Below are 20,791 nucleotides of genomic sequence, written 5' to 3' on the forward strand. Positions count from 1 at the left end.
TGACCTGCGCGGCTTCTGTCGTTTCCGGCCCTTGCGCCCGCCGGCCCATCTGCTAGCCCATGGGGGTGCGGGCAGGGGGGCGACATGGATTTCAGGGCCATTCTGATGGGCTTCGGCTTTGCGGTCGTCTGGGCCTCGGCCTTTACCTCGACGCGCATGATCGTCACGGCCGCGCCGCCGCTGACCGCGCTGGTCATCCGCTTCGGCCTGTCTGCCATGGTTGCGATCCCGCTGGCCCGCGCCATGGGCCAGAACTGGCGCCTCAGCCGGGCCGAATGGCGCACGGTGGTCCTGTTCGGCCTGTGCCAGAACGCGCTTTACCTGGGCTTCAGCTGGGTCGCGATGCAATATGTCGAGGCATCCGTCTCGGCTATCATCGCCTCGATGATGCCGCTGGCCGTGGCCTTCCTGGGCTGGCTGCTCTATGCCGAGCGGCTGCGCCCCATCGCCGTGGCCGGGCTGGTCGCGGGGGTGGCCGGCGTCACGCTGATCATGGGGGTGCGGCTCCGGCACGGGCTGGACGTGCCGGGGGTGATCCTGTGCCTGATCGGCATGGTGGCGCTGACCTTTGCCACGCTGGCGGCGCGCGGGGCCGGGGGCAGCCGCAACATGATGATGATCGTCGGGCTGCAGATGGCGGTCGGCGCCGGCCTGCTGCTGGTCCCGGCCATGCTGATGGAATGGGGCCGCCCGGTGGAATGGAGCGCGGGCCTGCTTTGGGCCTTTGCCTATACGGTGATCGCGCCGGGCATCGGCGCGACCTGGCTGTGGTTCCGGCTGGTCAACCGCATCGGCGCGGTGCGGGCGGCGACCTTTCATTTCCTGTCGCCGATCTTCGGCGTCGCCATCGCCGCCGCTTTGCTGGGCGAGCGGTTCGGCGCCTCGGACGTGATCGGCGCGCTGATCGTGGCGGCGGGCATCCTGATGGTGCAGCTGGCCAAGCTGCCCGCCGCCGCGGCGGCGCCTCAGCCGTCCAGTTCCGCCGCCCGCGCCATCGAGGGGCGCGACTGAACCCGCCGCGCCCAGTCGTCGATGGCGGGCGTGCGCGGCATCCCCTCGCCAAAGAACAGGAAGGGGCTGGCGATCAGCAGGTCGGCGCCCGAGAAGCGGTCGCCCAGCAGCCAGGGCTGCTGGCCCAGCACCTCGTCCAGCCGCCGGATCGCGGTGTCGTAGTCGCGGAAGGTCGCCTCCAGCGCCGGATGTTGGATCTTGAAGAAGTTCAGGATCGCCACCGGCTCCAGCACGCCCTGATACCAGCTGAGCCAGCTCAGATACTGGCCGCGCCTGGGATCGCCCGGCAGCGGGCCCAGCCCCGCCTCGGGGAACATGTCGGTCAGATACAGGATGATGGCGCCGCGTTCGCGCAGGTGATCCTCGCCATCGACCAGATAGGGCACCTTGCCCTCGGGATGCGGGTTCGCCGGGTCGCGCCCGCCCGAGCCGTCCTGGCGCGGGATCGTGACCTGGCGGATCTCGACCTTGTCGAGGATGCCCAACTCGTCCAGCAGGGCAAGGATGCTCGACGAGCGGCTTTTCGGGGCGTGGTATAGGGTCGGCATCTTGGCCTCCTGTGTTGACGGGGGCAGAATGGCGCAGGGCCCCTGACAGAAGGTGACAGCATGTCCCGCACCGACCGGCTGATGCGCCTGATGGATGCGCTGCGCCGCCTGCCCGCGCCGGTGACGGCCGCGCGGCTGGCCGAGGAGACCGGCGTCTCGCGCCGCCAGCTTTACCGCGACATCGCCACGCTGCGCGCCGGCGGCGCGCTGATCGACGGCGAGGCGGGGCTGGGCTATGCGCTGACCGAAGACCCGGCCCTGCCGCCGCAAAGCTTTTCGCGGCTGGAGATCGAGGCACTGCTGCTGGCCGTCTCGGGCCTGCGCACGCTGGGCGATCCCGAACTGACCCGCGCGGGCGAGGATGCGCTGGCCCGCATCATCGCCACCCTGCCCGAAAGCCAGGGCCGGCACGCCATGCACACCACCATGCGCCTGTTTCGCGAACCGGCGCAGCGTCCCAGCCCGCAGGTGGACATGGCGCTGCTGCGCGAGGCGCTGTGGGAAGAGCGCAGCCTGGTCATCGACTATCTCGACCTGCAGGACGCCGCCACGACGCGCGAGATCTGGCCCTTGGGCCTTAGCTACAGCGACAACCACATGATGCTGCTGGCGCATTGCACGCTGCGGCAGGATTTCCGCACCTTTCACGTGCCGCGCATCCGGGCCATGCGTCCCGGCGGCACCAGCTTTCGCCCGCGCCGGGTGGCCCTGGTGCGGGACTATATCTCGCGCCCCTGCGCTAGGCGGCCGCAACCGGGGTGAAGATCGCGGTGGTGCGGTCGCAGCGGTAATGCGCCAGGTGGTCGGCCGCGTGGTCGGCCAGGTCGCAGACGGCATCCAGGATCGCCTGGACCTCGGCGCGCGGGGCCGCCCAGCACAGGTTCAGCCGCACGAAGCCTGGCTTCTCGATCTCGTCCCCGGCCAGGATCGCGGCGCGCAGCCGGGCCGAATCCTCGGGGCCCAGCCCCAGCAGGTGATGGACATAGGGCCCGGCGCAGGCGCAGCCGCCGCGCGCCTGCACGCCGTAAAGGTCCGACAGCATCCGCGTCGCCAGCTGCTGATGGACAAAGCCGCCCCGCCCGTCGCGGATGCGGAAGCTGAAGAAGGGCAGGCGCGGCGCGTCCGGGTTGCCCAGCAGCTCGATCCGCGGATGGTTCCGCAGCCGCGCCATCCCCAGCGCCAGCCATTCGGCATTGCGCGCGTCGATGGTGTCCTGCCCCACGGCGGCCTTGGTCAGGAAGACCAGCGCAGCGCGGATGTCGCCGATCACGTTCGGGGTGCCGCCTTCCTCGCGCGCCTCCAGCGACGGCGCATAATCGTGGCCCTGGGGCGAGACGAAGCGCACCGTGCCGCCGCCGGGCAGGGTGGGGCGACCGGCCAGCACCGCGTCGCGGCGCAGGATCAGGACGCCCGAGGCGCCCGGCCCGCCGATGAACTTGTGCGGCGAGATCGCCACCGCATCCATGCCCAGCCGCATGTCGATGGGCAGATAGGGCGCGCCGCCGGCCTGGTCCCAGACCACCCTGGCCCCCGCCGCCTTCAGGATGCGCGTGACCTCGGCCATGTCGGTCAGCGTGCCGGTGACGTTCGAGGCGGCCGAGAAGCTGCCGATCACCGGGCCGCCCGCGCGCGCCAGCGCCTGCCGCAGCGCCGCCAGGTCCGGCCCGCCCGTCGCGGCCTCGGGGATCGTCACCACCTCGGCCCCGCTTTCGCGCCAGGGCAGGATGTTCGAGTGATGCTCGTAAGGCCCGATCAGCACCGTCGTTCCCGGCCCGGCGGCCATGAGATGCACCAGCCGGTTGATGCCCTGCGTCGCGCCCGAGCCGGTGAAGATCACCGCATGTTCCGCCCCGGCATGGGTGCAAAAGCCGATCGCCTCGCGCGCCGCGCGGCGCATCCGCGTCATGGTGCCGCCGCAATAGCTGGCCTCGGTATGGCTGTTGGCATACCAGGGCAGGACGTTCTCCATCACCCAGTCCTCGATGGGCCGCAGCGCCCGGCCCGAGGCGATGTAATCGGCATAGATCATACGGCGCGGCCCGAAGGGGCCGTCGATCATCGCGTCGCGGCCGATCACGCCGTCATGGATCACCTGCATCGGGTCGTCGCCCAGCCGGGCGAGATAGCTGTCGAAAGGCGGCATCGGATTCCTCGTCTTCATGCGCGCATCTTGACCCGCCGCTGGCGAGAAATCATTCTGAATATCTGCCAGTATCTCACTGATCGGTTGTCAAATGAACGACAAAGCCTTTTCCATCGACGAAATCGACAACCGCCTGCTGGCGCTGCTGCAACGCGATGCCGGCCTGTCGCAGCGCGAGCTGGCCGAGCGGGTGGGCCTGTCGCAGAACGCCTGCTGGCGGCGCCTGCAGCGGCTGACCGAGGCCGGCGTGCTGCAAGGCAGCCGCGCCGTCATCGACGCGGCGGCGCTGGGGCTGGGGCTGACGGTCTTTGTCATGATCCGCACCCGCCATCATGACGACGCCTGGGCGCGGCGCTTTCGCGCCCGCATCGAATCGCTGCCGCAGATCACCGAGTTCCACCGCATCGGCGGCGAATGGGACTATATGGCCAAGGCGGTGGTGGGCGGCATGGCGGGTTATGACGCGCTTTACAAGCAACTGATCGCGGACATGGATCTGGAACGCGTCACCGGCGTTTTCTCGATGGAGACGATCTTCGAGGGTCGGCCGCTGGCGCCGGCTTGATTTTCACGAAATGTTCTACATCTTCGGGTCATGCGCGCCGATTCCATCCTGTTCCCGACCGAAGCCGGCCTTTTCTGCCCCGAGGGCGGCTTTCACATCGACCCGCTGCGTCCGGTCGAGCGCGCGCTGATCACCCATGGCCATTCCGACCACGCCCGTTTCGGCCATGGCGCGGTCATGGCCACGGCCGAGACGCTGGAGATCATGCGGCTGCGCATGGGCGACGGCTTTGCCGGCGCGACCCAGCTGGCCGAGGCCGAGACGCGCATCGGCGGCGTCACCGTCGGCTTCCACCCGGCCGGTCATGTGCTGGGATCGAGCCAGATCTCGGTCGAGGCCGGCGGTTGTCGCATCGTCGTCTCGGGCGATTACGCGCGCCAGCCGAACCCGACCTGCGCGCCCTTCCAGCCGGTGCCCTGCGACGTCTTCGTGACCGAGGCGACCTTCGGCCTGCCGGTGTTCCGCTTTCCCGAGCCCTCGACGCAGGTGGCCAAGCTGCTGGCCAGCATGGCCGAGTTTCCCGACCGCCCGCACCTGGTCGGCGCCTATGCGCTGGGCAAGGCGCAGCATGTCATCGCGCTGCTGCGCGAGGCCGGCTATGACGCGCCCATCGCCATCCATGGCGCGCTGAAGGCGCTGTGCGATTTCTACACCTCCCGCGGCATCGACCTGGGCGCGCTGGTGCCCGCCACGGCCGAGGATGTGGCGGCGCAGCTGGTGATCGCCCCGCCCTCGGCATTCGCCAGCCCCTGGGTGCAGCGCTTTCGCGACCCGGTGATCGGCTTTGCCTCGGGGTGGATGGCAGTGCGGGCGCGGGCGCGGCAGCGCGGGGTCGAACTGCCGCTGGTCATCAGCGACCATGTCGACTGGCCGGCGCTGACCGGCACGCTGGCTGAACTGGCGCCGTCCGAGGTCTGGGTCACGCATGGCGCCGAAGAGGGCGTGATGCGCTGGTGCGAACTGGCGCAGATCCCCGCCCGGCCGCTGCGGCTGGTCGGCTACGAGGACGAGGCGGAATGAAGGGTTTTGCCGCCCTGCTGGAACGGCTGGCCTTCACGCCGGCGCGCAATGCCAAGCTGCAGCTTTTGCAGCACTATCTGGAACGCACGCCGGACCCGGATCGCGGCTGGGCCCTGGCGGCGCTGACCGGCGATCTGGCGTTGCGCCGGGTCACGCCTTCGCTTCTGCGGGCCCTGGCGGCCGAGCGGGTGGACGCCGAGCTTCTGGCGCTGAGCTATGATTTCGTCGGCGACCTGGCCGAGACCATCGCGCTGGTCTGGCCCGAGGGGGCCGAGGACGACCCCTCGCTGTCCCAGGCGGTGGCCTTGTTGCAGGGCACCGGCAAGGCGGCGCTGCCCGGCGCCATCGCCGCGATGCTGGACCGGCTGGGCCCGTCCGAGCGGCTGGCCTTCCTGAAGCTCGCCACCGGCAATCTGCGCGTAGGCGTCTCGGCCCGCATGGCGCGGATGGCGCTGGCGGCGATGGGCGTGCCCTCGGTCCCCGAGATCGAGGAGATCTGGCACGGGCTTACGCCGCCCTATGCGCCGCTGTTCGGCTGGCTGGGCGGTGGGGCGCGGCCGGAAAGCGCGGCGCTGGCGCCGTTTCGCCCGGTGATGCTGTCGACGCCGACCGACCTGGACGAATTGCGGGCGCTGGAGCCCGGCGATTATTTCGCGGAATGGAAATGGGACGGCATCCGCGTGCAGGCGGTGGCCGAAGGCGGCATGCGGCGGCTTTATTCCCGCACCGGCGAGGACATCTCGCACGCCTTTCCCGACGTGATGGAGGCGATGGATTTCCACGGCAGCGCCGATGGTGAGCTGATCGTGCGCCGCGAGGGCGAGGTCGCGCCCTTCGGCGAGTTGCAGAAGCGGCTGAACCGCAAGACCGTCGGCAAGGGCCTGCTGGCCAGCCACCCGGCGGGCTTGCGGCTTTACGACCTGCTGCTGTGGGATGGCCGCGACCTGCGTGCCGAGCCGCTGGAGGCGCGCCGCAGGGTGCTGGAGGCGGTGGATTTTGGCGCCCGCATCGACATCTCGCCGCTGTTGGACTTCGCCACCTGGGAAGACCTGGCCGCGCTGCGCGCCGAGCCGCCCGCGGCGGTGATCGAGGGGGTGATGGTCAAGCGCCGCGACAGCGCCTATGTCGCCGGCCGGCCGCGCGGGCCCTGGTTCAAGTGGAAGCGCGACCCGATGGTGGTGGACGCGGTGCTGATCTATGCGCAGCGCGGCCATGGCAAGCGCTCGGGCTTTCACTCCGACTTCACTTTTGGCCTGTGGGATGGCGGTGAACTGGTGCCGGTCGGCAAGGCCTATTTCGGCTTTACCGATGCCGAGCTGCGCGAGCTGGACCGTTTCGTGCGCCAGAACACCGTCGAGCGTTACGGGCCGGTGCGGGCGCTGGCGCCGAAGCTGGTGGTCGAGGTGGCCTTCGAGGGGCTGAACCGCTCGGCCCGGCATCGTTCGGGCGTGGCCATGCGCTTTCCCCGCATCAGCCGCATCCGCTGGGACAAGCCGGCGGCCGAGGCGGACCGGCTGGAAACGCTCGAGGCGATGCTGTGATCCTGCCGCCCGCGTTCCAGGACTGGTTCGCGCGCCAGGGCTGGCAGCCGCATCCGCATCAGCTGGCGCTGCTGGCGGCGACGGGCGACAGCCTGCTGATCGCGCCGACCGGCGGCGGCAAGACGCTGGCGGGGTTCCTGCCCTCGCTGGTGGAACTGGCGCAGGTGGCGCGGCCGGATGGGTATTTGGGCAACAGAGAAGCGGCGCGGGGCGGGCTGCATACGCTTTACGTCTCGCCGCTGAAGGCATTGACTGCCGACATCGGCCGCAACCTGGCACGGCCGGTGGCCGAACTGGGGCTGGGGGTGCGGGTCGAGGACCGGACCGGCGACACCGGGCAGAGCCAGCGCCGGCGCCAGCGCGTCGATCCGCCCGAGATCCTGCTGACCACGCCCGAGAGCCTGGCCCTGATGCTGAGCTATCCCGAGGCGCCGGCGATCTTTGGCGGATTGCGCCGGGTGGTGCTGGACGAATTGCACGCCCTGGCGGAAAGCAAGCGCGGCGACCAGCTGATGCTGGGCCTGGCGCGGTTGCGGGCCTTGTCGCCGGGGCTGCGGGTGACGGGCCTGTCGGCGACGGTCGAGGATCCGCAGGCGCTGGCCGGGTTCATGGCAGGCGCCGCGCCGGTCACGGTGGTCGAGGCCGATCCCGGCCCCGATCCCGACATCGCCATGCTGGCCACCGTGCGGCACGCGCCCTGGTCCGGTGGCGGCGGGCATCATGCCATCCCCGAGGTGCTGGCGGCGGTGAAGGCTGCGCGCACCACCATCATCTTCATCAATACCCGCGCCCAGGCCGAGCTGTTCTTCCAGGCGCTTTGGGCTGCGAATGACGAGAACCTGCCCATCGGGTTGCACCACGGCAGCCTGGCGCGCGAGCAGCGGGCGCGGGTCGAGGCGGCGATGGCGGCGGGCGAATTGCGTGCCGTGGTCGCGACCGGCAGCCTGGACCTGGGCATCGACTGGGGCGCGGTGGACCTGGTGATCCAGGTCGGTGCGCCCAAGAACGTCAAGCGGCTGGTGCAGCGCATCGGTCGGGCGAACCATCGCTATAATGCGCCCTCGAAGGCGCGGATCGTGCCGGCGAACCGTTTCGAGCAGATCGAATGCGTCGCCGCGCTGGAGGCGGTGCGGGCGCGCGACCTGGATGGCGATCCGCGCGGGCCGGGGCCGCTCGATGTGCTGTGCCAGCATATCCTGTTGACTGCCTGCGCCGCACCCTTCGACGCCGATGCGCTTTATGCCGAGGTCGCCACCGCCGGCCCCTATCGCGGGCTTTCCCGCGCCGATTTCGACGCCTGCCTGGATTTCGCCGCGACCGGGGGCTATGCCCTGCGCGCCTATGACCGCTGGCAGCGGCTGATGCTGCGCGGGGGCCTGTGGCATCTGCGCGACGCGCGGGCGGCGAAGCTGCTGCGCATGAATGTCGGCACCATCGTCGAGGCCGAGATGATGAAGGTCCGCCTGCGCGGCCGCGGCGGCGCGCCCCTGGGCGAGGTCGAGGAAGCCTTTGCCGCCAGCCTGACGCCGGGCGACAGCTTCCTGATCGGCGGGCGGGTGGTGCGCATGGATGCGATGCGCGAGATGGTGATCGAGGTCACGCCCGACCCGACGCGGCAGCCCAAGATCGCGGTCTATTCCGGCGTCAAGCTGGCCATGTCCACGCAGCTTTCGCATCGGGTGCTGGCGCTGATCGGCGATCCGTCGCGGCACGATGCCTTGCCCGCGCAGACGCGGGACTGGCTGGGCTTGCAGGCCGAGGTCTCGGTCCTGCCGGAACCGGGGCTGCTGCTGTCCGAAAGCTTTCCCCATGCCGGGCTGTGGCATTTCGCGCTTTACGGTTTCGCCGGTCGCAATGCCTTGCAGACGCTGGGCCTGCTGCTCACGCGCGAGATGGAGGAGGAGGGGCTGGGCCCGCTGGGTTTCCTGTCGACCGATTACGCGCTGCTGGTCTGGTCGCTGGACCCGCTGCGCGATCCCGCGCCGCTGCTGGACCGGGCGCGGCTGCGGGCGGGCCTGGGCGACTGGCTGGGCGGGAATGCGGTGATGAAGCGCACCTTCCGCAATGTCGCCACCGTCGCCGGGCTGATCCAGCGCAACATGCCCGGCCAACGCAAGAGCGGGCGGCAGGCGACATTCTCCAGCGACATCCTTTACGACACCCTGCGCAAATACGACCCCGGCCACCTGATGCTGCGCATCACCGCCGAGGAGGCGGGGCGGGGCCTTGTCGATTTCGGCCGGATCGAGGAGATGCTGGACCGCTCGCCCCGGCGCGAGCATCGGATGCTGGACCGCGTCTCGCCCATGGCCGCGCCCTTGCTGCTGGAGGTCGGCCGGGTGCCGATCCGCGGCGAGGGCCGCGAGCGGCTGGCGCAAATCGAGGCCGAGGCACTGATGCGCGACGCCGGGCTGGAAGGGATCGCATGAGCGGATACGTCTTTGATTTCCATGGCTTGCGGCTGGAGGCGCAAGCCTCGGGCGTGCTGTGGTGGGGGGCGGGCGGCTGGCTGGTCGTGGCCGACCTGCACCTGGGCAAGTCCGAGCGCATGGCCCGGCGCGGCGGCCCGCTGCTGCCGCCCTATGAGGGGCTGGCGACGCTGGAGCGGCTGGCGGCCGAAATCGCGGCGCTGGACCCGCGGGTGGTGGTCAGCCTGGGCGACGGTTTCGACGACCTGGCGGCGGCCGAGGCGCTGGACCCGCTGGTTGCCGGCGCCCTGGCCCGGCTGGCGCAGGGGCGGGACTGGGTCTGGATCGGCGGCAACCACGATCCCGGCGCGCCCGCGGGCCTGCCGGGCCGGGCGGCGGACAGCCTGCGGCTGGGCCGGGTCACGCTACGGCACCAGGCGGGGCAGGGGCCGGACATATCGGGCCATTTCCACCCCGCCGTGCGGCTGGCCGGAGAGCGGAGGCGCGCCTTCCTGCTGGGCGGCGATCACCTGCTGCTGCCGGCCTTCGGTGCCTATACCGGCGGGCTTTTGCAGGACGATCCGGCGCTAGCGGCGCTGGTGCCGCAGGGGCTGGCCATCGCTTGCGGCGCCCGCGCCATCCCGCTGCCGTTGGGCCGCCGACGGTCGTGAGAAACGAAAAAGAGCCGCCCAGGGCGACCCTTTCCCGTCCGTGGAGCCGGATCAAGCGTTCGGGGTCAGAACTTGAAGTTCAGGCCCAGTTTCAGGTTGTGATAGTCGGGGGTGGCCTGAGTCGATGCCGTTTCACTATTGAGAGTGAAGGTGCGCGTGGATTTGCCGAAGTTGGCATATTCATATTCGCCCGTTACCGACATGCGATCGTTCAGCTTCTTTTCGACGCCAAGGCCCAGGATATAGCCGCTCTGCTTGTAATTCGCCTCGTCGCTGAAGGAACCGCCTGCGTCATCCGTGGCAGCGACCCGATACTCGATATCGGCCCTGGCAAGGCCTGCCACGCCATAGACCAGCAGGTCGGGTTGAACCACATAGCCGGTCTTGACGCGCAGGGCCAGGACGCTCTTGACCTTGGAGGACACATCGGTCGAGCCGTCGTATGCGTTGTCATAGGTCAGCACGTCGTCGATATTGCCGCCTTCAAAGCCCAGTTCCGGGCCGAACACCCAGCGGTTGCGCTGCCAGCGATAGCCGATGCGCAGCCCGGCATTGGCGCCGCTAAGCTCAAGCTTGCCGGCGGTGCCCAGATAGCCGCCTGGGATCTCGGTGAAGCCCACGTATTCGCCCTCGCCGAAGGCATAGCCCAGCGTCACACCGGCATAGCCGCCGGCCCATTCACCGGCGGGGACTTCGACGATCGGGTCTGTGACGCCGCTGTCAACGATCGGCGGTGTAAAACCTCCCGCATTCGCGGCCAAAGCGGCGGCCAGCGTCAGCGAGGCGGCGGCCGCAGTGGCGTGAAGGGCGTTCATCCGAACAGCGCACATGTCCACATCTCCTATGCGTGATGCCTATAGAAGGTCCAAAATCCCCGGCATCAAAATCAATTAACAACTCGGCCTGCGGTCGGAAGGCCGCAAGCGGCGCCTGAAGGCGCCGCCGTTTTGTGGCGCAGATCGCGACATGATAGCAACAATAAAACTAAAGATCGTGTAAAATTTAAGGGGCTTGTGGCGCCATTGGCACCATTAAGCCTTATATGTCCAGATTCTCTACGCTCAGGGCGTTCTGCTGGATGAAATCGCGGCGCGGTTCGACCACATCGCCCATCAGCTTGGTGAAGATGTCGTCGGCCTCGCCCAGATCCTCGACCCGCACCTGCAGCATGGTGCGCGCCGCCGGGTCCAGCGTGGTTTCCCAAAGCTGCTCGGGGTTCATCTCGCCCAGGCCCTTGTAGCGTTGCAGCGACAGGCCCTTTTCGCCCTCCAGGAAGATGGCTTGCAGCAGGCTCATCGGGCCGTGGATCGGAGTGCCGCGATCCTTGCGGATCAGCTGCGCCGGCTGGCCATAGACCTCGTGCAGCGCATCGGTCATGGCGCCCAGCCGCCGGCTTTCGGCGCTGCGCAGCATCGGGCCGTCCAGGGTGCGGCTTTCCTCGACGCCCCGCAGCAGCCGGGTCAGGCGGATGCCGGCATCCTGGGTCGGGCGGCCGGTCCAGCCGCGCTCGTATTCCTCGGCGATCAGGTCCAGCCGCTGGGCCACGGCATTGGCCACGCCCTGCGCATCGGCATCGACCCGGCCCTGGACCAGCGCGCCGGCGATGGCGGCCTGCTCGGTGATATGGGGCGGGTAATGCGTCGGATAGGCGCGCAGGATGCGGCGCACGGTGCGCGCCTCCTCGACCACGCGGGCCAGGTCGGCGCCGGTCAGGGTCTCGCCATTGCCCAGCCGCAGGCTGGCGCCGTCGATGCCCTGCTCGATCAGGTAGTCCTCAAGCGCCGCCTCGTCCTTCAGATAGACCTCGGACCGGCCGCGGCTGACCTTGTAGAGCGGCGGCTGCGCGATATAGAGATGCCCCGCCTCGATCAGCTCGGGCATCTGCCGGAAGAAGAAGGTCAGCAGAAGCGTGCGGATATGCGCGCCGTCCACGTCGGCATCGGTCATGATGACGATCTTGTGGTAGCGCAGCTTGCCCAGGTTGAACTCGTCCCGGCCGATGCCGGTCCCCAGCGCGGTGATCAGCGTGCCGATCTGGTCGCTCGACAGCATCCGGTCGAAGCGCGCCCGCTCCACGTTCAGGATCTTGCCGCGCAAGGGCAGCACCGCCTGGTTCTGGCGCGAGCGGCCCTGCTTGGCGGACCCGCCGGCCGAGTCGCCCTCGACGATGAACAGTTCCGACAACGCCGGATCCTTTTCCTGGCAATCGGCCAGCTTTCCGGGCAGGCTGGCCACGTCCATCGCGGTCTTGCGGCGCGTCAACTCGCGCGCCTTGCGCGCCGCCTCGCGCGCCAGCGCCGCCTCGACGATCTTGCCCAGGATGGATTTCGCCTCGGCCGGGTTTTCCTCGAACCATTCGGCCAGCTTCTCGCCCACCAGCCCCTCGACCGCGGGACGCACCTCCGAGGAGACCAGCTTGTCCTTGGTCTGGCTCGAGAATTTCGGGTCCGGCACCTTCACCGACAGCACGCAGGTCAGCCCCTCGCGCGCGTCGTCGCCGGTGAAATCGACCTTTTCCTTGCGCGCCTGGGCATTGGTCTGCGCGTAATTGTTGATGACGCGGGTCAGCGCGCCGCGGAAGCCGGCCAGATGCGTGCCGCCGTCGCGCTGCGGGATATTGTTGGTAAAGGGCAGCACGGTCTCGTGGTAGCTGTCGTTCCACCACATCGCCACCTCGATGCCGATGCCGCCGCGCTCGCCGGTGATGAAGATCGGCTCGGGCATGACCGGGGTTTTCGAGCGGTCGATGAACTTCACGAATTCCCGCACGCCGCCTTCATAGAAAAGCTCGGTCCGCAGCGGTTCGGCATGGCGCTCGTCCTCCAGGATGATGCGCACGCCCGAGTTCAGGAAGGCCAGCTCCCGCAGCCGGTTCTCCAGCACCTTATAGCTGAAGTCGCGGTTCGAGAAGGTGCCGTCCGCCCGGTCCTCCTTGGACGAGGCCAGGAAACGCACCTCGGTGCCCTTCTCGCCCGGCTCGGCATCGCCGACCACGCGCAGGTGCTCGACGGTGTCGCCGTTCTCGAAGCGGGCGTAATGTTCCTTGCCGTTACGCCAGATGCGCAGCTCCAGCCAGTCCGACAGCGCGTTGACGACCGAGACGCCGACGCCGTGCAACCCGCCCGAGACCTTGTAGCTGTTCTGGTCGAACTTGCCGCCGGCATGCAGCTGGGTCATGATGACCTCGGCCGCGCTGACCCCTTCGGTCGGGTGCATGTCCACCGGGATGCCGCGGCCGTTGTCGCGCACCGAGACGCTGCTGTCGGCGTGAATCCTCACCCGCACGAAATCGGCATGTCCGGCCAGCGCCTCGTCGATGCCGTTGTCCACGACCTCATAGACCATGTGATGCAGGCCCGAGCCGTCGTCGGTATCGCCGATATACATGCCGGGACGCTTGCGCACGGCTTCCAGGCCCTTGAGAACCTTGATGGAATCGGCGCCGTAGTCGGAGGTCTGGGGGGCGGGTTCGGTCATTGTCTTCTTATCCTGCCTTGGACTCGCATCTTATAGTGTGCGCCGCACGGAATGTCACGGGAAAGCCACAAGATTTAGCGGCTTCCCACCGGCCGGCGCCCCGCCATGCCCGCCGCGCCGCGCGCCCGGCCATCCGGCGCGAAACCTCCGGCTTCTTCGTTCCCCAAATACCCATGCCGCCCGCCCCGCCAGGCGCTCCGCCCGCCGCCTTGTCCTTGGGCTTTCACCGTTTCCCAAATACTCCCGCCCGGCGCGCAATGTGCCCCGCCCCGTCCGGCCTGCCACCCTCTCGGCGAGACCCAGGCCGGTTCAAGCCAGCCCGTCCTCCTCCAGCAGGGTCCGGCCGTCGCGGCTCTCGATCTCGATCACCCACAGGTCGGGGTCGCGGGCGATGTTGCGGGCGATCCCGGCGTCGATCTCGCGCTCCTCGGCCTCGTTCAGCTGCAGCCAGGCCCGCCGGTCGGTCTCGAAATCCCATTCCCGGATCCACAGGCTCGCCCGGCCGTCCAGCGTGGCGCATTTCACCATCACGCTGCCAGCGGTGTCGTCGCCATGCCGGGTGACATAGGCCGGGAGGCCGGCCAGCCCCAGCCGGCGCAGATAGGCCGCGACCCAGACGCCGGCGGCCAGGCGCGGCTCAGGCATCGGGTGCCTCAGGCATCGCCGTCGCGGAAATCGAGGCCCATCTCGTTATAGCGCTCGGCCTCGTCCAGCCAGTTCTCGCGCACCTTCACCTGCAGGAACAGGTGGACCGGGCGGCCCATGAACTCGGCCAGCTCGGCCCGCGCCGCCTGGCCGATGGCCTTGATCGTCTCGCCGCCCTTGCCCAGGACGATGCCCTTGTGGCCGGGGCGGGCGACATAGACGATCTGGTCCACGCGGGCCGAGCCGTCCTTGCGCTCTTCCCATTTCTCGGTTTCCACCGTCAGCTGATAGGGGATTTCCTCGTGCAGGCGCAGGGTCAGCTTTTCGCGGGTGATCTCGGCGGCGATCATGCGCATCGGCAGGTCGGCCACCTGGTCCTCGGGGTAGAGCCACGGCCCCTCGGGCACTTCCTGCGCCAGCCAGTCCAGCAGGTCGTCGCAGCCATAGCCCTTTTCGGCCGAGATCATGAAGGTGCGGGTAAAGTCGAAGGCGGCATTCAACTGTTGCGACAGCGCCAGCAGCGCCTCGGACTTCACCCGGTCGATCTTGTTGATGACCAGCGCCACCGGGGTCTGGCCGGCATGCTGGCGCAGGTTGTCGATGATCGCCTGCGCGCCGTCGGTCAGCCCGCGATGCGCCTCGATCAAGAGCAGGATCACATCGGCATCGGCCGCGCCCCCCCAGGCCGCCTTGACCATCGAGCGGTCGAGCCTGCGGCGCGGGCGAAAGATGCCGGGCGTGTCGACGAAGACGATCTGGCTGTCCCCCTGCATGGCGATGCCGCGGATGCGGGCGCGGGTGGTCTGCACCTTATGCGTCACGATCGAGACCTTGGCCCCGACCATCCGGTTCAGCAGCGTGGATTTCCCGGCATTCGGCTCGCCGATCAGGGCGACGAAGCCCGCGCGTGTCTGGGTCATGGCGTTCTTTCGATCTGTTCCAGCATGGCGCTGGCGGCGGCCTGCTCGATGCTGCGTTTGGTGCCCCTGCCGCTGGCGGCGGCCTCGCGGCCGTCGTCCAGCCGGACGGTGATCTGGAATTCCGGCGCATGGTCGGGGCCGCTGCGCGCGGTCTGGATATAGCGCGGCGGGCTCATGCCCTGCGCCTGCGCCCATTCCTGAAGCGCGGTCTTGGCGTCGCGGGCGTCGGTCTGGACATTGGCCAGCCGCCCGGCCCAAAGGGCCAGGACCACCCCGCGCGCCGTCTCGAAGCCGGCATCCAGGTAGACGGCGGCGATCACCGCCTCCATCGCATCGGCCAGCAGCGCCTCCTTGCGCCGGCCGCCCGACAGCATCTCGGAGCGGCCGAGTTTCAGCACCTCGCCCAGCCCGATCTCGCGGGCGACGGCGGCGCAGGTCTCGCCCTTGACCAGCGTGTTGTAGCGCGGCGCAAGCTGGCCTTCGGTCGCGGCGTGGTCGGCCGAGAACAGCGCCTCGGCGATGGTCAGGCCCAGCACGCGGTCGCCCAGGAATTCCAGCCGCTGGTTGTCGGGCCGGGTGGCGCTGGCGATCGAGCCATGGGTCAGGGCGCGGCGCAGCAGGTCGGGGCGCGAGAATTCGTGCCCCAGCCGTTCCGAGAATGCGCGCAGGTCTGCGGAAATCTTCATGTCGCGATCCTGCCACGGCGCGGGGCGCCGCGGCAATTCTTCCCTTAGTCCACGGCCTTCAGGAACCGGTCCGCCCGCCAGGTCCAGAAATACAGCAGCGACTTGCCGGCCGAGGAGAACATGATCCGGTCGGCGCGCCCGATCAGGTATTCCGCCGGCACCATGCCGACGCCGCCCACCGCCGCCGGCCAGCGCGAGTCGCCGGAATTGTCGCGGTTGTCGCCCAGGAAGAAGTAGTTCCCCTCGGGCACGGTGAACTCGGCGGTATTGTCGCCCGGTCCGTTGTCGAAGATGTTCAGCACGTCATGCGTGCGCCCGTTGGGCAGCGTCTCGGTGTGGCGGTCCTTTTCGCAGGCGGCGCCCTCGGGGACCGGCTCGTTGCGGCATTTCGGCAGGCTTTGCTGCGGGCCCTGCGGGGCATAGGGTTCGGTGAAGGTGCCGGCGGGCTGCTGCGGCACCTCCTGCCCGTTGATCCACAGCACGCCGTTCCTCATCTGGATGCGGTCGCCGGGCAGGCCGATCACCCGCTTGATGAAATCGTCGCCCCGCGTCGGGTGGCGAAAGACCACGACATCGCCGCGCTCGGGCTCGGAGCCCAGGATGCGGCCCGAGATCGGGCAGATCGCGAAGGGGCAGGACACCCGCGAATAGCCATAGGCCATCTTGTTCACGAACAGGAAGTCGCCGATCAGCAGCGTGTCCTTCATGCTGCCCGAGGGAATCCAGAACGGCTGGAAGAACAGGGTGCGGAACACGCCCGCGATCACCAGCGCCCAGAAGATGGTCTTGACGGTTTCCCAGATGCCGCCATCCTTGCGGGCTTCGCTTTTGGCCATGGATGCCATTCCCTTCATCGGCAAGTCGCGCGTTCATGGGGCGCGGGGGGCGGCAAAGTCAAGCCGTGCCTGCCCTGCCGTCATCCGGAAGCGCCTCGATCACCACCAGGGCCTGCGCCCAGGGATGGTCGTCGGTCAGCGTCACGTGCACATGCGCGCGGTGGCCGGGGGGCGTCATCGCCGCCAGCCGCTCGGCCGCCCAGCCGGTCAGCTCCATGGTCGGCTGGCCGGTCGCAAGGTTCCTGACCGCCATGTCGCGCCAGGCGATCCCCATGGCGAGCCCGGTTCCCAGCGCCTTGGAGCAGGCCTCCTTGGCCGCCCAACGCTTGGCGAGCGTCGCGGCCTCTTGCCGGCGCCGCGCGGCCAGCGCCAGTTCGCGTTCGGTAAAGACCCGCCGGCGGAAGCGGTCGCCGTGGCGCGCGAGCACCCCGGCGATGCGGTCGATGTTGCAAAGGTCCGAGCCTATGCCGAGAATCATGCGCCTGGTTGGTCCTGTGGTGACATGGGTATTTGGGCAACGGAGAAATCAGGCGCGGGTGGCGTCCATGCGCCGGCGCATTTCGCGGATGGCCGGGCCGAGGCCGAGGAAGACCGATTCGGCGATCAGGAAATGGCCGATGTTCAATTCGCGCAATTCGGGGATGGCGGCGATGGGGCCGACCGTGTCGAAGGTCAGGCCGTGGCCGGCATGGACCTCGAGTCCCAGCAGATGCGCCTGGGCCGCGGCCTTGCGCAGCGCCTCGAGCTCCAGGTCGCGTTCGGCCGGCCGGCCCTCGGTGTCGAGGTCGCAATAGGCGCCGGTATGCAGTTCCACCACTGCGGCACCGGTGCGGGCGGCGGCCTCGACCTGGCGCGGCTCGTGGCCGATGAAGAGCGAGACCCGGCAGCCCGCCTCGCGCAGCGGCGCGATGAAATCGGCCAGGAAGGCCTCGTTTCCGGCCACGTCGAGCCCGCCTTCGGTCGTGCGCTCCTCGCGCTTTTCGGGGACGATGCAGACGGCATGCGGGCGGTGGCGCAGCGCGATGGCCTGCATCTCGGCCGTCGCGGCCATTTCCAGGTTCAGCGGCAGGTTCAGCGCGGCCATCAGCCGGTCGATGTCCGCGTCCGAGATATGGCGGCGATCCTCGCGCAGATGGGCGGTGATGCCGTCGGCGCCCGCCTCCTGGGCCAGCGTCGCCGCGCGCAGCGGGTCGGGCCAGGGCGTGCCGCGGGCGTTGCGGATGGTGGCGACGTGGTCGATGTTGACGCCAAGGCGCAGCATGGTTTTCCCCTTGTGGATTTCAGCGGCAGGTTAGTGCTTTGCCGGCGCAAGTCCAGATGCCGCCACCCACCAGCCGGGATTTGCCCCGGCGATGCGGGCGCGGGCGGCCTGGGCCTGGGCCGCGGTCGCGAAAAGCCCGAAGCAGGTCGCGCCCGAGCCGGACATGCGGGCAAGCGCCGCCCCGGTCGCGCGGATTGCGGCCAGGCAATCGGCGATCTCGGGCATCAGGGCGATGGCCGGCGCCTCGAGGTCGTTGCGGCATTCCTGCAGGAAGGCGATCAGAGCCGGCGCGTCGGGGAAATCGGGCAAGGGCTCGGGCATGGGCGGATTGTCGCGCTGCGCCAGGGCCTTGAACACCGCGGGCGTGGGCAGGCCGCGGCCGGGATTGACCAGCAGCACATGCAGCTGGGGCAGCGGCGGCAGCGGCACCAGGATCTCGCCCAGGCCCCGCATCCGCAGCGGACGGCCGGCCAGGCAGGCGGGCAGGTCGGCGCCCAGCGTTTCCGGCCGCTCGGGGCGGGCATCCAGCGCGCGCAGCACCGCCGCCGCATCGGCCGAGCCGCCGCCGATGCCCGAGGCCACCGGCAGGTTCTTTTCCAGGGTGATCCGCGCCTCGCGCCCGGCCAGCCGCGCGGCGCGCAGGCACAGGTTGTCGGGCTCGGCCGCCAGCCCCTGGGCGAAGGGGCCGGTCAGGCTGAGCGACAAGGGCCCCGGCGCCACCGTCACCACGTCGCCCAGCTCCAGGAACACCACCAGCGAATCGAGCAGGTGATAGCCGTCCGCGCGGCGGCCGGTCACATGCAGGGACAGGTTCAGCTTGGCGGGCGCGGCCTCGCGCCGGGGCAGGGGCATGGGTCAGTCGGCCTTGGCCGGTTCCGGGGCGCGGACCTCGGGGCGCCGGCCGCCGGCTGCCGTTTCCTCTTCCAGCACCGCATCGAGGCCGCGCTCGAGCTTGATGCGGATGCGTTGGGCGTCGGCTTCGGTTTCCGGCTTCAGCGACAGGGCGCGGTGCCACTGGATCTCGGCCTCGCGCTTGCGGCCGACCATCCAGTAGATGTCGCCCATGTGGTCGTTGACCAGCGAATCGCTGGCCATGGCGGCCACCGCGCGCTCCATCGGCGCCACCGCCTCCTGGTAGCGGCCGAGGCGGAAATAGGCCCAGGCCAGCGAATCGAGGATATAACCGTCGTCCGGGCGCAGCTCGACCGCGCGCTGGATCAGCGCCAGCGCCTCGTCCAGCTTTTCGTTGCGGTCCACCAGGCTGTAGCCCAGATAGTTCAGCACCTGCGGCGAATCGGGGCGGATCTTCAGCGCGGCGCGGAAATCCGCCTCGGCCCTGGGAAACTGCCCCGAGCGTTCCAGCGCGATGCCGCGGGCGTAAAGCGGGAACCAGCGCGCCTCGGGGCTGGCGTCGCCGATCAGGTCCAGCGCCTTGTCATAGGCCGGGACTGCCTGGGCGAACTTGTCCTGCTGGCGCAGCATGTCGCCAAGCGCGATCCAGCCCTGGGCCAGTTCGGGATGGGCGGCGGTCAGCGCCAGCGCGGCCTTTTCGGCATCCCCCAGCCGCTCGGCGCGGGCCAGGGCGTCGATGCGCGACAATTCCGCGACCGGGCGCATGTCGCCCAGCTCGCGCAGGGCCTCGAACTCGCGCTCGGCCAGGTCGAACTGGCCGAAGCCCTGCAAGAGCTGCGCCGCCAGAAGCCGCGCCTCGCCCAGGTCGGGGGCCAGGTATTCGGCCAGCCGGGCATGGATCAGCGCCAGCGGATCGGGCTCGTCGGTGGTGGCCAGGACCGAGCCGAAGGTCAGGAACAGCTGCGCCATGCCGTCCGCCGGACCGCGGGCGGAATCGAAGGGCAGCGTCTCGCCCCGTGCCATGCGGTCGCGCAGGGCGACCAGGTAGGGCTCCTCGGCAAAGCCGGGCGTCGCCTCGATCATGGCGATGGCGTCGCGGTTGCGTTCCAGCTGCGACAGCACCTGGGCGCGGGCGATGACGCCCAGGATATGCGCCCCGGTGACGGGATCGGCCAGCAGCAGCTCGGCGCCCTCGAAATCGCCGACCCGCGCCTTGGCGAGCGCCAGGTGGTAGTTCACCATCGGCGCGGCGCCGCGCAATTCGGCCATTTTCTTGAAGGCGGTCAGCGACTCGCCGGCCTTTCCGGCGCCCAGCAGCGCCCAGGCCCGCATCATGCCGTCGATCAGCATGCCGCCGCCGGGCGTGCCGGCGTCGCCTTCGGGCGAGGGGGCGGCGTCGATGGCCTCGATCAGCGCGTCCCAGCGCCCGGCGCGTGCCATCTCGGCGCGCTGCACCAGCCGCGCCAGTTCCGTGGCGCGGCCCTGGCCGGACATGGTGCCGGCAAGCGCGGTGGCGCGCTCCATCTCGCCGGCCGAGATCAGCGCCACCAGCGCGCTGTCCTGCAGGAAGGGATCGCTGTCGTCATGGGCCAGCGCCTGGAGGTAATAGCGGGCGGCTTCGGGATAGTCGTTCTGGATCGCGGCCATGCGCGCGGCCAGGTAGGGCCCCGAGAGGCCGCGAACCTCGGGCGCCGTATCCGCCGGGCGATGCGCCGGGCGCTCGCTGTTCTGGGGCTCGGGCTTTTCGGCCTGGGCAAGCGAGGGTGCGGCCATGGCGGTGCCCTGCGGCATCGGCGCGGCGATCAGCGCGATCAGCGCCAGCGGGATCAGTCTTGTGGTCACGGCTTGGGCCCATGTCTCGGCGATTTGCGCAGGCGACCCTAGCCGCCGCCGCGCCGATGGGCAACGGCGGGGCGGCGGCGGCGGGCGTCCTGGCGATCACATATTCGGGTAATTCGGCCCGTCGCCGCCCTGGGGCGTTGTCCAGTCGATGTTCTGGCTGGGGTCCTTGATGTCGCAGGTCTTGCAGTGGACGCAGTTCTGGAAGTTGATCTGGAAGCGCGGGCCGCCCTCGCCCTCCAGCACCTCGTAGACCCCGGCCGGGCAGTAGCGCTGCGCCGGCTCGGCATAGAGCGGCAGGTTCACCGCGATCGGCACCGTGGGATCCTTCAGCTTCAGGTGGCAGGGCTGGCTTTCCTCGTGGTTGG

The 20,791-nt window shown here is 69.5% G+C and carries 20 protein-coding genes; 7 read left to right on the forward strand and 13 right to left on the reverse strand.

Translation table 11 applies throughout. From position 1 onward, the window contains the following. Positions 1–84 precede the first annotated feature (84 nt). Positions 85–1,011, forward strand: a complete 927-nt coding sequence (locus tag IT40_RS02305) for a DMT family transporter (RefSeq protein ID WP_036749997.1) — start codon at positions 85–87, stop codon at positions 1,009–1,011. Here IT40_RS02305 and IT40_RS02310 read toward each other — a convergent pair. Continuing rightward, on the reverse strand, positions 966–1,559 hold the full coding sequence (locus IT40_RS02310; protein WP_036750000.1) for a glutathione S-transferase family protein: 594 nt from the start codon (positions 1,557–1,559) through the stop codon (positions 966–968). The genes IT40_RS02305 and IT40_RS02310 overlap by 46 nt on opposite strands. Positions 1,560–1,619: 60 nt before the next feature. On the opposite strand from IT40_RS02310, the gene IT40_RS02315 reads away from it, so the two are divergent. Next, positions 1,620–2,321, forward strand: coding sequence for a helix-turn-helix transcriptional regulator (locus tag IT40_RS02315; protein ID WP_036750003.1), 702 nt, complete (start codon positions 1,620–1,622; stop codon positions 2,319–2,321). On the opposite strand, the gene IT40_RS02320 is transcribed toward IT40_RS02315, so the two are convergent. Next, entirely contained in the window at positions 2,299–3,720 is a 1,422-nt protein-coding gene (locus IT40_RS02320; protein WP_036750005.1) for an aminotransferase class V-fold PLP-dependent enzyme, read from the reverse strand. The two genes, IT40_RS02315 and IT40_RS02320, sit on opposite strands and share 23 nt — an antisense overlap. A gap of 73 nt (positions 3,721–3,793) precedes the next feature. On the opposite strand from IT40_RS02320, the gene IT40_RS02325 reads away from it, so the two are divergent. Genes IT40_RS02325 through pdeM form a run of 5 tightly spaced genes read left to right on the forward strand, consistent with a single transcriptional unit; the run spans position 3,794 to position 9,907 of the window. Beyond that, positions 3,794–4,267 carry an Lrp/AsnC family transcriptional regulator gene (locus IT40_RS02325; RefSeq protein ID WP_036750008.1) on the forward strand — a complete coding sequence of 158 codons (474 nt, stop codon included), beginning with the start codon at positions 3,794–3,796 and terminating at the stop codon, positions 4,265–4,267. A gap of 30 nt (positions 4,268–4,297) precedes the next feature. Continuing rightward, a complete protein-coding gene (locus IT40_RS02330) occupies positions 4,298–5,287 on the forward strand; it encodes a ligase-associated DNA damage response exonuclease (protein WP_036750010.1) in 990 nt (329 codons plus the stop codon). Further along, positions 5,284–6,828: a cisplatin damage response ATP-dependent DNA ligase gene (locus IT40_RS02335; protein ID WP_036750013.1), complete on the forward strand. Its 1,545-nt coding sequence runs from the start codon at positions 5,284–5,286 to the stop codon at positions 6,826–6,828. The genes IT40_RS02330 and IT40_RS02335 overlap by 4 nt, the downstream gene beginning before the upstream one ends. Beyond that, the gene (locus IT40_RS02340; protein WP_036750016.1) at positions 6,825–9,257 is read left to right on the forward strand and encodes a ligase-associated DNA damage response DEXH box helicase; all 2,433 of its coding nucleotides are present in this window, start codon (positions 6,825–6,827) and stop codon (positions 9,255–9,257) included. Before IT40_RS02335 ends, IT40_RS02340 begins: the two co-directional genes overlap by 4 nt. Continuing rightward, positions 9,254–9,907, forward strand: coding sequence for a ligase-associated DNA damage response endonuclease PdeM (gene pdeM / locus IT40_RS02345; protein ID WP_036750020.1), 654 nt, complete (start codon positions 9,254–9,256; stop codon positions 9,905–9,907). Before IT40_RS02340 ends, pdeM begins: the two co-directional genes overlap by 4 nt. A gap of 65 nt (positions 9,908–9,972) precedes the next feature. Here the strand turns inward: pdeM and IT40_RS02350 are convergent, their stop codons facing one another. From IT40_RS02350 to IT40_RS02400, 11 genes are all read right to left on the reverse strand, one after another. Continuing rightward, on the reverse strand, positions 9,973–10,722 hold the full coding sequence (locus tag IT40_RS02350; RefSeq protein WP_243700159.1) for an outer membrane protein: 750 nt from the start codon (positions 10,720–10,722) through the stop codon (positions 9,973–9,975). A 223-nt stretch (positions 10,723–10,945) separates the two neighbouring features. Then, the gene (gene gyrB, locus IT40_RS02355; protein ID WP_036750026.1) at positions 10,946–13,384 is read right to left on the reverse strand and encodes a DNA topoisomerase (ATP-hydrolyzing) subunit B; all 2,439 of its coding nucleotides are present in this window, start codon (positions 13,382–13,384) and stop codon (positions 10,946–10,948) included. Between the two features lie 309 nt (positions 13,385–13,693). Next, positions 13,694–14,029 carry a DUF1491 family protein gene (locus IT40_RS02360; RefSeq protein WP_036750029.1) on the reverse strand — a complete coding sequence of 112 codons (336 nt, stop codon included), beginning with the start codon at positions 14,027–14,029 and terminating at the stop codon, positions 13,694–13,696. Positions 14,030–14,037: 8 nt separating this feature from the next. Continuing rightward, a complete protein-coding gene (era, locus tag IT40_RS02365; RefSeq protein ID WP_036750032.1) occupies positions 14,038–14,949 on the reverse strand; it encodes a GTPase Era in 912 nt (303 codons plus the stop codon). After that, positions 14,946–15,635: a ribonuclease III gene (gene rnc, locus IT40_RS02370; protein ID WP_036750034.1), complete on the reverse strand. Its 690-nt coding sequence runs from the start codon at positions 15,633–15,635 to the stop codon at positions 14,946–14,948. The genes era and rnc overlap by 4 nt, the downstream gene beginning before the upstream one ends. A gap of 44 nt (positions 15,636–15,679) precedes the next feature. Beyond that, positions 15,680–16,480, reverse strand: coding sequence for a signal peptidase I (gene lepB, locus IT40_RS02375; RefSeq protein ID WP_036750036.1), 801 nt, complete (start codon positions 16,478–16,480; stop codon positions 15,680–15,682). Between the two features lie 49 nt (positions 16,481–16,529). Beyond that, positions 16,530–16,949, reverse strand: coding sequence for a holo-ACP synthase (gene acpS, locus IT40_RS02380; protein WP_036750039.1), 420 nt, complete (start codon positions 16,947–16,949; stop codon positions 16,530–16,532). Positions 16,950–16,997: 48 nt separating this feature from the next. Then, positions 16,998–17,732, reverse strand: coding sequence for a pyridoxine 5'-phosphate synthase (locus tag IT40_RS02385; protein ID WP_036750042.1), 735 nt, complete (start codon positions 17,730–17,732; stop codon positions 16,998–17,000). 30 nt (positions 17,733–17,762) lie between these two features. Further along, positions 17,763–18,584: a 4-(cytidine 5'-diphospho)-2-C-methyl-D-erythritol kinase gene (locus tag IT40_RS02390; protein ID WP_036750045.1), complete on the reverse strand. Its 822-nt coding sequence runs from the start codon at positions 18,582–18,584 to the stop codon at positions 17,763–17,765. A gap of 3 nt (positions 18,585–18,587) precedes the next feature. Continuing rightward, positions 18,588–20,426 (reverse strand): tetratricopeptide repeat protein, encoded by a 1,839-nt coding sequence (locus IT40_RS02395; RefSeq protein WP_052095688.1) that lies wholly within the window; start codon positions 20,424–20,426, stop codon positions 18,588–18,590. A gap of 96 nt (positions 20,427–20,522) precedes the next feature. Continuing rightward, positions 20,523–20,791, reverse strand: a 269-nt coding sequence (locus IT40_RS02400) for a 4Fe-4S dicluster domain-containing protein (RefSeq protein WP_036750048.1), incomplete at its 5' end; no start/stop codon positions are given.

It is taken from the genome of Paracoccus versutus (assembly GCF_000763885.1).
Taxonomy (GTDB): Bacteria; Pseudomonadota; Alphaproteobacteria; order Rhodobacterales; family Rhodobacteraceae; genus Paracoccus; species Paracoccus versutus.

Excerpts from the sequence above, each read along its gene's own strand:
- IT40_RS02385 (WP_036750042.1), bottom strand. The coding sequence starts at position 17,732 with ATGCTGCGCCTTGGCGTCAACATCGACCACGTCGCCACCATCCGCAAC.
- pdeM (WP_036750020.1), top strand. The coding sequence starts at position 9,254 with ATGAGCGGATACGTCTTTGATTTCCATGGCTTGCGGCTGGAGGCGCAA.
- IT40_RS02330 (WP_036750010.1), top strand. The coding sequence starts at position 4,298 with ATGCGCGCCGATTCCATCCTGTTCCCGACCGAAGCCGGCCTTTTCTGC.
- IT40_RS02325 (WP_036750008.1), top strand. The coding sequence starts at position 3,794 with ATGAACGACAAAGCCTTTTCCATCGACGAAATCGACAACCGCCTGCTG.
- IT40_RS02390 (WP_036750045.1), bottom strand. The coding sequence starts at position 18,584 with ATGCCCCTGCCCCGGCGCGAGGCCGCGCCCGCCAAGCTGAACCTGTCC.
- gyrB (WP_036750026.1), bottom strand. The coding sequence starts at position 13,384 with ATGACCGAACCCGCCCCCCAGACCTCCGACTACGGCGCCGATTCCATC.
- IT40_RS02350 (WP_243700159.1), bottom strand. The coding sequence starts at position 10,722 with ATGAACGCCCTTCACGCCACTGCGGCCGCCGCCTCGCTGACGCTGGCC.
- IT40_RS02305 (WP_036749997.1), top strand. The coding sequence starts at position 85 with ATGGATTTCAGGGCCATTCTGATGGGCTTCGGCTTTGCGGTCGTCTGG.
- IT40_RS02335 (WP_036750013.1), top strand. The coding sequence starts at position 5,284 with ATGAAGGGTTTTGCCGCCCTGCTGGAACGGCTGGCCTTCACGCCGGCG.
- era (WP_036750032.1), bottom strand. The coding sequence starts at position 14,949 with ATGACCCAGACACGCGCGGGCTTCGTCGCCCTGATCGGCGAGCCGAAT.
- IT40_RS02310 (WP_036750000.1), bottom strand. The coding sequence starts at position 1,559 with ATGCCGACCCTATACCACGCCCCGAAAAGCCGCTCGTCGAGCATCCTT.
- IT40_RS02360 (WP_036750029.1), bottom strand. The coding sequence starts at position 14,029 with ATGCCTGAGCCGCGCCTGGCCGCCGGCGTCTGGGTCGCGGCCTATCTG.
- rnc (WP_036750034.1), bottom strand. The coding sequence starts at position 15,635 with ATGAAGATTTCCGCAGACCTGCGCGCATTCTCGGAACGGCTGGGGCAC.
- lepB (WP_036750036.1), bottom strand. The coding sequence starts at position 16,480 with ATGGCATCCATGGCCAAAAGCGAAGCCCGCAAGGATGGCGGCATCTGG.
- IT40_RS02315 (WP_036750003.1), top strand. The coding sequence starts at position 1,620 with ATGTCCCGCACCGACCGGCTGATGCGCCTGATGGATGCGCTGCGCCGC.
- acpS (WP_036750039.1), bottom strand. The coding sequence starts at position 16,949 with ATGATTCTCGGCATAGGCTCGGACCTTTGCAACATCGACCGCATCGCC.
- IT40_RS02320 (WP_036750005.1), bottom strand. The coding sequence starts at position 3,720 with ATGAAGACGAGGAATCCGATGCCGCCTTTCGACAGCTATCTCGCCCGG.